General features: G+C 71.8%; 11 protein-coding genes. 6 read left to right on the top strand and 5 right to left on the bottom strand.

The features are described from left to right. Nucleotides 1-5 precede the first annotated feature (5 nt). The 5 genes from ABZ842_RS26835 to ABZ842_RS26815 all read left to right on the top strand — a co-directional run bounded on the left by ABZ842_RS26835 (nt 6) and on the right by ABZ842_RS26815 (nt 3,456). Nucleotides 6-509, top strand: coding sequence for a beta-carotene isomerase domain-containing protein (locus ABZ842_RS26835; protein WP_361541753.1), 504 nt, complete (start codon nt 6-8; stop codon nt 507-509). A 49-nt stretch (nt 510-558) separates the two neighbouring features. After that, complete coding sequence (locus ABZ842_RS26830; RefSeq protein ID WP_361541750.1) at nt 559-2,079, top strand: AMP-binding protein; 1,521 nt, start codon at nt 559-561, stop codon at nt 2,077-2,079. Beyond that, nucleotides 2,069-2,353 carry an acyl carrier protein gene (locus tag ABZ842_RS26825; RefSeq protein WP_361541747.1) on the top strand — a complete coding sequence of 95 codons (285 nt, stop codon included), beginning with the start codon at nt 2,069-2,071 and terminating at the stop codon, nt 2,351-2,353. Before ABZ842_RS26830 ends, ABZ842_RS26825 begins: the two co-directional genes overlap by 11 nt. Nucleotides 2,354-2,356: 3 nt before the next feature. After that, nucleotides 2,357-2,965 carry a GNAT family N-acetyltransferase gene (locus ABZ842_RS26820; protein ID WP_361541744.1) on the top strand — a complete coding sequence of 203 codons (609 nt, stop codon included), beginning with the start codon at nt 2,357-2,359 and terminating at the stop codon, nt 2,963-2,965. A 62-nt stretch (nt 2,966-3,027) separates the two neighbouring features. Beyond that, entirely contained in the window at nt 3,028-3,456 is a 429-nt protein-coding gene (locus ABZ842_RS26815; RefSeq protein ID WP_361541741.1) for a DUF1992 domain-containing protein, read from the top strand. Between the two features lie 103 nt (nt 3,457-3,559). On the opposite strand, the gene ABZ842_RS26810 is transcribed toward ABZ842_RS26815, so the two are convergent. From ABZ842_RS26810 to ABZ842_RS26800, 3 genes are all read right to left on the bottom strand, one after another. Then, nucleotides 3,560-5,014 (bottom strand): SulP family inorganic anion transporter, encoded by a 1,455-nt coding sequence (locus ABZ842_RS26810; RefSeq protein ID WP_361541739.1) that lies wholly within the window; start codon nt 5,012-5,014, stop codon nt 3,560-3,562. An 8-nt stretch (nt 5,015-5,022) separates the two neighbouring features. Beyond that, nucleotides 5,023-5,604: a carbonic anhydrase gene (locus tag ABZ842_RS26805; protein ID WP_361541736.1), complete on the bottom strand. Its 582-nt coding sequence runs from the start codon at nt 5,602-5,604 to the stop codon at nt 5,023-5,025. 77 nt (nt 5,605-5,681) lie between these two features. After that, entirely contained in the window at nt 5,682-6,047 is a 366-nt protein-coding gene (locus tag ABZ842_RS26800; RefSeq protein ID WP_361541733.1) for a hypothetical protein, read from the bottom strand. A 1,216-nt stretch (nt 6,048-7,263) separates the two neighbouring features. Between ABZ842_RS26800 and ABZ842_RS26795 the strand changes: the two genes are divergently transcribed. After that, complete coding sequence (locus ABZ842_RS26795; protein ID WP_361541730.1) at nt 7,264-8,799, top strand: insulinase family protein; 1,536 nt, start codon at nt 7,264-7,266, stop codon at nt 8,797-8,799. Nucleotides 8,800-9,130: 331 nt separating this feature from the next. Here ABZ842_RS26795 and ABZ842_RS26790 read toward each other — a convergent pair whose 3' ends face one another. Both ABZ842_RS26790 and ABZ842_RS26785 read right to left on the bottom strand, forming a co-directional pair. Then, nucleotides 9,131-9,958, bottom strand: a complete 828-nt coding sequence (locus ABZ842_RS26790) for an NAD(P)H-binding protein (RefSeq protein WP_361541727.1) — start codon at nt 9,956-9,958, stop codon at nt 9,131-9,133. Then, nucleotides 9,955-10,572 (bottom strand): TetR/AcrR family transcriptional regulator, encoded by a 618-nt coding sequence (locus tag ABZ842_RS26785; protein ID WP_361541724.1) that lies wholly within the window; start codon nt 10,570-10,572, stop codon nt 9,955-9,957. The genes ABZ842_RS26790 and ABZ842_RS26785 overlap by 4 nt, the downstream gene beginning before the upstream one ends. Nucleotides 10,573-10,608: the final 36 nt, after the last annotated feature.

Genomic DNA, 10,608 nt, shown 5'->3' with positions numbered 1-10,608 from the left:
CCGCCGTGTTCGACGCCTTCTTCCTCCGGAAGTTCCGCCGCATCCACCCCCGGCACATCGGCTACCGGTCCCCGCTGAGCGGCTACGCGGCCGTCGCCGACGAGTCGCGCCACGAACACGAGCACCTCGACGACGCTCAACTCCGCACGGCCGTGCACGGCACGTTCACCGACTTGATGGGCGGCCGGGCCGTCACCCGTGCCATCGGCGGGCTCGGCCGGCGCGCGCCCCGGGCCACGGCCCGCACCCTGGCCCGGGCGATCCCCCACCTGTTCCGCTGGCTGGTGGGCCCCGTCGAGCGCACCGGGCCCACCACCCTGCACATCCCCACGTGCCGTTTCCTCACCGAGACCTCACCACAGATCTGCCTACGGGTCTGCCGCAAGCCCACCGAGGACTTCTTCACCGACACGCTGCACGTCGCCACCCGCCTCACCCCCGACCACCGCACCTCCTCCTGTCTGATCACCCTCGGTCCGTCCACCGAAGGCCGCGAGCAACTGCCGTGACCGCCGCGCACCCGCCACACCCTCGACCCAGGGAGCGTGACAACCCGCCGTGACCACCATCCTCGACCGCATCGCCGCGACCCCGCCCAGCGCGGGCAACCTGACCGTCGCCACGCTCCACCGCACCGAGGTCCACCCGCTGCCCGAGGTCCACCGGCGCGCCGGGCAGGTCGCCCGCTTCCTGCTCGACCTGGGCGTCCGACCGGGCGACCGCATCGGCATCCTCGCGGACAACGGCCTCGCGTGGGTCCTGCTCGACCTCGCCGCACTCCGGCTGAAGGTCCAGACCGCGGGGTTCGACCCCGGGAAGTTCGCCCCCACCCCCGACCTGGTGGACCGCTACGACCTCGCCCTGCTGTTCACCGACCGCGCCACCGACGCCGGCGGTCCGCGCACGCTGCCTGCCAGCCGAGTCCTCGAACTGCCCCCCGACGACGCGTTCGACCCGCTCCCGCCGGTCAGCTGGCAACCCGAGGACGTCACCACGATCAAGTTCACCTCCGGCAGCACGGGCGAGCCCAAGGGGCTCGGCGCCACCGCGGGCAGCATCCACAGCTCGCTCAGCGCGGTGCAGGAACTCTTCCACCACACCCGCGGGGACGACCTCTTCGTCTTCCTCTCCCTCTCCCTGCTCCAGCAGCGCTACTGGGTGTACTCGGCGCTGGCCCACGGCCACGGCCTCACCCTCACCACGCCCGAAGCGGCCTTCGCCACCCTGCCGCGGACCGAGCCCACCGTGGTCATGGGCATCCCCGCCTTCTTCGACAACGCCCGACGCACCATCACCAACCGGATGGCGCGCACCACCCCGCGCCCCGCCCTGGCCGAGGCCGCGCGCACCGTCTTCGGCCGCCGCATCCGCTATCTGTGGACGGGCTCGGCCCCGGCCGCCCCCGACGTGCTCGCCTTCTACGAGGAAGCCGGCCTCCCCCTCTACGAGGGGTACGGGCTCAACGAGACCTGCATCGTGACCAAGAACCATCCCGGGGCCCATCGGATCGGCAGCGTGGGCAAGCCGCTGCCGGGCAAGCGCGTCCACGTCGACGCCGACGGCCACATCACCGTCGAGAGCGACCATCCCGTCAACACCCGTTACGCTTACGCCCGCCCCGGCGACAGCGAGCGGATGTTCGGCCCCGGCAACACGGTCCGCACCGGCGACATCGGCCACCTCGACGAGGACGGCTTCCTCTACGTGCACGGCCGCGCCGACGACACCATCGTCCTCACCAACGGCCGCAAGATCGTGGTGCGTCCCATCGAGGAGCGGTTGAAACGGCATCCGGCGATCGCCGAAGCGGTCCTCTACTGCCCCCACCAGACGCACCTCGTCGCGGTCGTCTCACCCAGCGGCGCCCCGCCCGACATCGATGCCATCACCACCCACCTCAAGGACGCCAACGCCTCGCTCACCGCTGATCAGCAGGTCCACCGGGTGATCGTCGCCGACCCTCCCTTCACTCCGGACAACGGGCTCCTCACCCATCAGTACAAGCCGCGCCGCCGACAGATCCTCGACACCTACCTCGACGCCGTCAACGACCCCAGGGAGGGCATTCGTGCATCCTGATACCGAGACCACCGCGCGCCACCACCTGGCGACCTTGCTGACCCATCCCGTCGCACCCGAGTCCATCGACCTCGACGCCCACCTCACCCACACCTACCACCTCACGTCCCTCAACAAGATCCTGTTGTTGACCGAGTTGTGCGAGGCCACCGAGACCGATCCCGCGCACTTCACCGAACTCGACCTCCAGCAGTTCCACACCCTCCGCGACATCACCAACGCCCTCACCGGCCCCGCGAGCGGCGAGGGCGGCGACACCGACGAGGACGTCTGACACATGCCCTGGACCGATCGCGCCACCACCACCCTCGAAGACCAGCGCGTACGCCTCGCGCCGATCTCGGAAGCCGACCGCGACGGCACGCGAGCCGTCGCCATGGACCCGGCCATCTGGACGTACTTCGTGTCCAGCGTCGCCAGCGACGAAGACTTCACCCGCTACTTCGACACCTGCCTGGCGGACCACCGCGACGGCCGCCGGGTGGTCTTCACCGTCACCGACAAGGCCACGGGCGCCATCGCCGGCAGCATGTCGTACGGCAACGTGAGCGAGCACGACGCGCGCCTGGAGATCGGCTGGTCCTGGCTCGGCAGCCGGTACCGGGGCACCGGGGTCAACCGGCACGCCAAGCACCTCCTGCTGCGCCACGCCTTCGAGGAGCTCGGCGCCGAGCGCGTCGAATTCAAGACCGACGTCCTCAACCTCCAGGCGCGCAAGGGCCTGACGAACATCGGCGCCACCGAGGAGGGCACCTTGCGCAGCTACAACCCGATGCCTTCGGGGCGCCGCCGAGACGCCGTGTACTACAGCGTCCTACGGGCCGAGTGGCCCCGGGTCGCCCAGACGCTCACCGCCGGGCGCGAGCCCGGCCCGCCCGGCGCCTGAGGCCCGCCGCCGGTCGGGAGCGCGGCCTGCGGGTGTGCCGGACGGTCTGGGACGATGGACACATGACCGAACGCAAACCGCCGGGTGTCAGTCATGAGTCCTGGGTGGACCACCAGATCCGCGATGCGGAGGCGCGGGGCGAGTTCGCCTCCCTGCCGGGAGCCGGGAAGCCCCTCCCCGCCGACATCGAGGCCCCCTACGACGAGCTGTGGTGGATCAAGCGGAAGATGGCCCGGGAGGGGATGGGAGTCCTTCCGCCCGCCCTCGCCCTGCGCAAGGAGGCCGAGGACGCCCTGGAGGCGGCGTGGGCCGCGCCCTCCGCGGAAGCGGCCCGTCGCATCGTGGCGGAGGTGAACCCGCGGATCATGGAAATGATGCTGCGGCCCCCACCGGGTCCGCCGCTGGGCCTGAAGCCGTATGACCTGGACGAGATCGCCCGCGAGTGGCGCGCGCGACGGGCCGATGGCGGGGCGACCGGCTCCGCCGGGTGATCGGTCCCGGGCGGGAACGTCAGCGCGGCGCCGACCCGAAGGTCGACGCCGCGCCGTTGCGCACCCGGTGACCCGGGCGACCGCGCTGCGCGGTGCGCCGGTGTCAGTGCGTGGTCATCCGCACCGGTTCGGTGTCGGCCGCGCTGTGGCGCTCCGCCCAGGTCTCCAGTGCCGTACGGCACGCGTGGTCCAGGTGGTGCAGTCCCGTCAGGTCCAGCTCCACCGGGCGGTCCTTCGGCAGCGCCTCCAGGCTGTCCAGTATCTTCGGCAGCCGCAGGAAGGTCGCATTGCCCGACAGGTACGCCTGGACGGGACCGGCGCCCTTGTCTATGACCTCCAGGCGGACGTGGGACGCCTCCCACGCCGTCTTCGCGATCGCGAGCGCGAGACCGATGAGGACGCCCTCGAACATGCTGATCACGACGATCGACACGGCGGTGACCACCAGCACCACGGCCTCGCCGCGGTGCTGGCGCCACAGGCTCGCCAGCCCCCGCACGGGCACCAGCTTGCAGCCGGCGTGGATCAAGATGGCCGCGAGCGCCGGGATCGGGATGTACGCCAGGGCCGACGGCAGCAGCGCCGCGAACAGCAGCAGCCACACGCCGTGCAGCACGCGGGACGCCTTGGTCCGGGCGCCCGCCTGGACGTTCGCCGCACTGCGCACGATCACCGCGGTCATGGGCAGGGCGCCGAGCGCTCCGCACACCGCGTTGCCCGTGCCCTGGGCGATGAGTTCCTTGTCGTAGTCGGTGCGCCGACCGTCGTGCAGTCGGTCGACCGCGGCTGCTCCGAACAGGGACTCCGCCGAGGCGATCAGGGTGAACGCCACGACCGTGCCGATCGCTCCCGCGGTGGCCAACTCGCCGAAGGCGTCGGCCGACGGGGGCTGGATCGAGTCGAGCAGGCCCTGCACCGTGACCGTGGCGACGGGCAGCCCGCCGACCGCGGCCACCAGTGTGGCCAGGCCCACCGCGGCCAGCGGCGCGGGGACCGTACGCATCCGGCGCGGCGCGTGCCGCCACAGGACGAGCACGGCGACGGTGCCCACGCCGAGGGCGATGGAGGCGAGCGCGTCGGTGGAGTCCAGTGCGCGCAGGATCGCCCCGGGCAGTTCGGCGATCTTGTCCAGCCCCGATGCGGGGGCCGCGAAGCCGGCCATCGCGTAGAGCTGTCCGGCGATCAGCACGAGGCCGATGCCGGCGAGCATGCCTTCCACCACCGAGACCGACACGGCTCGGAAGTAGCGCCCGGTGCGCAGGAAGCCCATGAGGACCTGCAGGAGGCCGGCGGCGAGCACGATCGCCCCGAGCACCGGCAGTCCGAACTCCCGGACGGCTTCGAAGACCAGCACGGTCAGTCCGGCTGCCGGACCCGACACCTGAAGGCTGCTGCCGCGCATCAGGCCGGTGACGATGCCGCCCACGATGCCGGTGATCAGGCCGAGTTCGGCCGGGACGCCCGAGGCGACGGCGACGCCCACGCACAGCGGGAGCGCCACGAGGAAGACGACGAGGGATGCGGCGAAGTCCTGCCGCAAGTGGGGGAACCTGGTCATCGGGGTACTCACAGCGCCACGAAGGCGTCGGTGTCCGCACGGTGGGTCTGCACGGAGCCGGTGTGCACTTCGTAGTACCAGCCGTGCACCCTCAGCCGGCCGCTCGCGAGCCGTTGTTCGATGCACGGGTAGGACCGCAGGCGCAGTAGCTGCGCGAGGACGTGGCTTTGCACCGCGTCCGCCACGGCGGGGTCGTCGGCGCCACCGGAGGTGGCGGTGGGCGCGGCGTGCGCGAGCCAGTCGCGCACGGCGGGCACGTCGGTCAGGTCGTCGCCGCGGACCAGGGCGCCGACGGCGCCGCAGTGGGAGTGGCCGCAGACCACGACGTCTTGGACGCCGAGGATCTCCACGGCGTACTCGATGGTGGCCGCCTCGCTGGTGGGGTGAACGGAGGCGTAGGGCGGGACGATGTTGCCCGCGGTGCGCAGTTCGAAGAGCTGCCCGGGGCGTGCGCCGGTGATGAGCGCGGGCACGACCCGGGAGTCGGAACAGGTGATGAACAGGACCTGGGGGGACTGGCCGGCGGCCAGCCGCGCGAACTCCTCAGGGTGTCGTCCGAACGCACGGGCGTTGTCGATGAGGGGCTGCATGGTGTGGTGAATCCTCCTGGCGCGCCCCTGGGGCGCGTCGGGCTGTCAAGGCACAGGTGGGGGGAAGGACTCTGGTCTCAGCAGCGAAAGACCTGGAGTGCGGCCGGGGTGTGAGCGGTGAGGGATCTCGCCCCGCGCTGGTGGTGCTCGGCGGGGACGTCCGGCTCGTACGCCGCAGCCGGATCCTTCATCGCCCGTGGGGGGCGGGGCGTCGCCGGCGCGACGTCAACGCTTCGGTGCCGGTCGCGGGCGCGTAACGGACTGGCCGTTTCGCCCGTCTGCTCGCAGGTCCTGCCCCGGGGCTCCTTCCCGGGCTCGGTCTTGGTGGGGCCGTAGCTGAGGACGGGTGCGGACGCAGCGGTCACGGTGGGAGCGAGGAAGGGCAGGGCGAACAGGACGATCACAAGAAGCGGTAACAGACCTCGGGCTGCCGTGTGCCGCATGCCGTCCTCCCTCCGGGTTGCTGGCGCTGTCGTTCGCACGTCAAGGATTGACCAACTAGGTCAACAGAAGGTCAAGGAACACGTTAACGCCTGGTGATCCTTTCTGGGATGTCCTAAGTGGTCCGCGTGGCTGACGGCGTAGCCGGGACGGCCGATCGACCCGGCCGCCCTGCCCCGCGCTCCGGTGCGACCGTACGTGCCGCGACGGCGTCATCGGCGAGGGCCGCGGCTTGGGCCGGTGGAGTCTTCCGCGGAGGTCGGCGCACCCGGTGACGTACGCATCGCACCGCTCGGAACCGGCTGGGCCGGACGGGTGGGCGACACCGGTCATCCGGCCGCGTCTGGCAGGGGTGCGGGACACGCACCCCGGGCTCCGTCGGCAGCTCGAATTCCCACATCTCATGGGCGTACTTCTGAGGGAGTCCGAATGCCGTGCCATTCGGCAAGAGCCAGTCGCCGGCGCCGTTCGGGCCGATGTCGACGGCCTTTCCCGTCACGTGTACGGCAATGGTCGGGAACGCTGACGAACTTGCGCGGCATTTCCGGGCTGCCGTGTCACACGATCGCCCGGGGCAGAAGCTCCACGCCGCCCTCCTTCGCCGCTGTGGCGGCGGATCGCGGAGCCGTGTGCAGAGCGAGGGCCAATCGGGTCACGGCCGGGTGGTCGGTATCGAAGCGGGAAAGGGGGCGCATGCGGGTGCTCATCGTCGAGGACGGGCCATATCCCGCGGAGGCGGTGCATTCGGGACTTCGACTCGCGGCCGTCTCCGCGGATATCGCCGAGGACGGCGACCGAGGAGGGAATGCTCGACATCCACGCGTATGACGTCGTCGTCCTGGACCACGACATTCCCGGGACACCGAGGACGACGTGTGCCGGTCCGTCGTCGAGCGGCAGTTGGGCTGTCGCGTGCTGCTGCTCACGGCCGCGAGCCGCCTCCAGTGGGGAGGTCGCAGGATTCGCGTTCGGCGCGGCCGACCACCTCACCGAACCCTTCGACCTGGAGGAGTCGGTGGTCCGGCTACGCTCGCCCGCCCGCCGCCCCGGGGAGAGCTCCCACCCGTCCTGGAACACGCCGGGATTCGGCTTGATCTGTTCTGTCGGGAGGTGTTGATGACAGCCGACGGAGGGCGGACGGCGACGGTCCGACTTTCCGCCGCGGTCCACTGATCCGGCCGTGCACACGACAGCGGAGAAGGATCATATGCTCAGGCCATGCAACGCGAAGTGATCGACGGAGTGCCCGTCCTGTGGTCAGCGGCGCCCGGTCCGCTGGAAGCCGCCCTCGTCTTCGGCCACGGCGCGAGTGACGAGACGTTCCGCACCATCGGGGTCACGCACCTCGTCGAGCACCTCGCGATGAGCACCCTGCCGAGGCTGCACCACGAACACAACGCCTCCGTCTCCCTCACCGTGACCGACTTCAGCGTCTCCGGCACCGACGAGCAGGTCGTCGACTTCCTGGCCGCGGTCTGCAAGGCCCTCGCCGCGCTGCCCGTCGACCGGATCGAACGCGAAGCGGGGGTGCTGGCCGCCGAGGCCAGCGGGGTGATCGACCCGGTCACCGCGGAGTTGCTGTCCGCCCGTTACGGCACCGTGGGCGCGGGGCTCGCCTCGTGGGGCGGCCCCGGCCCCGACCGGATCGCCGTCGAGGCCGTGCGCGAGACCGTCGCCCGGTCCTTCCACGCGGGCAACGCCGTCCTGTTGCTCACCGGCCCGCCGCCGCCCGCCTTGCGGCTGCCCCTGCCGCCCGGTGAGCGGCCCGAGCGCGGTGGCGCCCAACCGGTGATGTCACCCGGCCCGCACTGGGTCGTGGCGAACGTGCCCGGCCCCGGTCTGGCCCTGCACGCCGACCTCGACGGCGCCGCCCTGACCGCGGCGCACGCCGTGCTCCAGGAGCGGTTGCGGCAGGTGTTGCGCCACCGGGAGGGACTCTCGTACGACGTCGACGGTGCGCGCGTGCACACCGGGGGCGGCCTGGGCGAGTTCACCGTCGTCGTCGACGCCCGCGCCGGACAGCAGCGGCGCGTGGCGGAGATCCTGTGGCGCGAGGCCCTGCGCCTGGCCGCCGAGGGGATGACCGAAGCGGAGCTCGCGGAGGAGGTGGCCGGCTTCCGCGAAGTGTGGCTCGACCCGCGGGCGTTGCCGGCGGAGCTCGGGCAGGCGGGCGCGTGCCTGCTGTCCAACATTCCGTACCAGGACGCCACGGCTCGTCTCGACGCACTCGCCGCGGTGGACCCGGACGGCGCGCGGCAGGCGTTCGCGGCGGCCCTGCGCACGGCGCTGCTGGTCGTCCCCGAGGACGTCGAGGTGGAGTTGGCTCAGCCCGACGGCGCCCCGCTCACCGAGGGCGGCTGCGCCCACCCCCGCGGCGGGGAACTCCCGAGCGGCGGCAGACACTTCAAGCCGCCGATGTTCGCCCGGCTGCGCTTTCCGCAGGCGCGCACGGCCCGTCTGGTGCTCACCGACGACGCGGTGTGGAGCCGTGACGGACGCGGGGACGTCCATCACCTGCCCTTCGCCGACGTGGTGGGCGTGGAGGTGAACGGCCCCGGGCGGGTGCTGTTCGGGCGCGGCAACTGCGCGACCCCGGTGGTGCCGGAGCTGTTCGCCGGCATCGGCGAGGCGGTCGCCGCGATCGACGCCGGCGTGCCGAAGGAACTGCACTACGAGCTCTCCGCCTTCGCCGAGAGCGACGAGGACGAGGGCGAAGCCGCACCGGCACCCGTGTCGAAGGCGTCCCGACGCTAGGGCCTGTCTTACGGATCAGGCTGGATGAGTGAGCGGGGTCTGGTGCCGTGGATCTCAAGGCGGAGGAGGGAGTCAATGCGGTGGGGGTCCCACCGTGCCCGCAGGGCACAGGGGGCCAGGGGCGACCGACGACAACGCGGAGTGGGGGCACCTCCCGGGCCGAAGGCCCAGGGGGAGCGGCACCAGGGCACCCGAGCCCAGCAAGATCCACAAGAAAGGTCCTAGGGCCTGTCTGCGGCGTGGCGTCGCCCGCCTTTGGGCGGGGGTCCCGGAGAAGGCTGGTGGGTGCGATCGCCCACGGCGTCGCCGTGGGCGATCGGGTCGATGCGGATCATCGGATCCCTTCGACGAACGCGGCCAGGGACCGGGGCGCCCGCCCCAGGACGTGGGCGGTGTCCGGGAGGACCGGCGCGGCATGGCCGGCGGCGATGGCGGCGAACAGGCCGCTGACGGTCGCCACGTACTCGGGGTGCCAGCCCAGGCCGAGCGCCGTGCGGCGGAAGTCCGCCTCGCTCACCGGTTCGTAGGCGTTCACGGGCGCGGGCGAGCCCAGGCAGGCGCCGGCGACCCCGGCGAGGGTCAGGCTCTGCGGTCCGGTCAGCGCGTACGCACGGCCGACGTGAGCGCCGAGGAGTGCCTCGACGGCGACGGCGGCGATGTCGCGGGTGTCGATGAAGCTGACCGCGGCATCTCCGGTCGGCAGCCGCAACACGCCCTGGTGGGAGTCGGCGAGTGCGCGCAGCGGCCCGTCGGTGAGGTTCTGGAAGAACCAGTTCGGCCGCAGGATCGTCCACTCCAGGCCGCTGCGTTGCAGGTGCAGTTCCACGCCCCGGTGCTCGACCTCGACCGGCGCGTGCTCCATGCCCAGTGCGGTCATCAGCACCACGCGGGTCACCCCGCGGCTCCGTGCCAGATCGAGGAACTCGCACACCGCACGCCCGAGGCCGGTGACCGAGCGGTGCCCGTCGTCCCCGCCGGGCACGATCACGAACGCCCGGTCCACGCCGTCGAGCGCCGCCGGCCAGGTGGCCGGATCGTTCCAGTCCAGCGGGGGGCTGCTGCGCCGGGATCCTTCCCTCGGTTTTACGCCGCGGCCCTGGAGTTGCGCCACGACCTCGCGCCCGACCTTCCCGCTCGCGGCGGTGACCAGGACCGTCATGCGTCGACTCCCAGGACGAAGGCGAGTTGGGCCAGCACCACGTCGCGGTAGTCCCGCTCGGCCGAGGCACGGTGATCCAGCACGAGCGGGTAGAGCGAGCCGTCCATCGTCGCCACCGCGACGTCGACGACGGCCGCGGCGTCGAAGCGGGGTGAGAACGCTCCGGAGTCCACGCCGCGCTGCACGGCGTCGGTGAACGGCCGTCGGTACCGCTCGGCCAGTCCTGCGGCGTGCGCGCGCAGTTCGGCGTCGTGGGCGGCGGCGGTCCAGAACTCCATCAGCATCCGCCACGTGCCCACCGGCGTGGACAGCCCTCGGTCGACCAGGGCGACCAACCGCTGCCACGGGTCCTCGACCCCCGCAGCGAGTTCCGCCAGGGCCGCGACCTCACTCGACGTCGAACCCTGCAGGGCCTCGATCAGCATGTCCTCACGCGAACCGAAGTAACCCTGCAAGGTGGACACCGCGACACCAGAGGCCTGTGACACGTCGGCGAACCGCGTCGCGGCGAAGCCTCGTTCGGACAACACCTCCACGACGTGGTTCAGCACCTGCGCCCGACGGGCCCCGCCTGCGCGCCGTCTGCGCACCGATCCAACCTCACTCGTGGCCATACCGTATCGCCATACCGGACGACCATCAGCGTTCCG

Source organism: Streptomyces sp. NPDC047315 (assembly GCF_040643215.1).
Taxonomy (GTDB): Bacteria; Actinomycetota; Actinomycetes; order Streptomycetales; family Streptomycetaceae; genus Streptomyces.
This window is presented reverse-complemented; position numbering and strand designations above follow the sequence as displayed.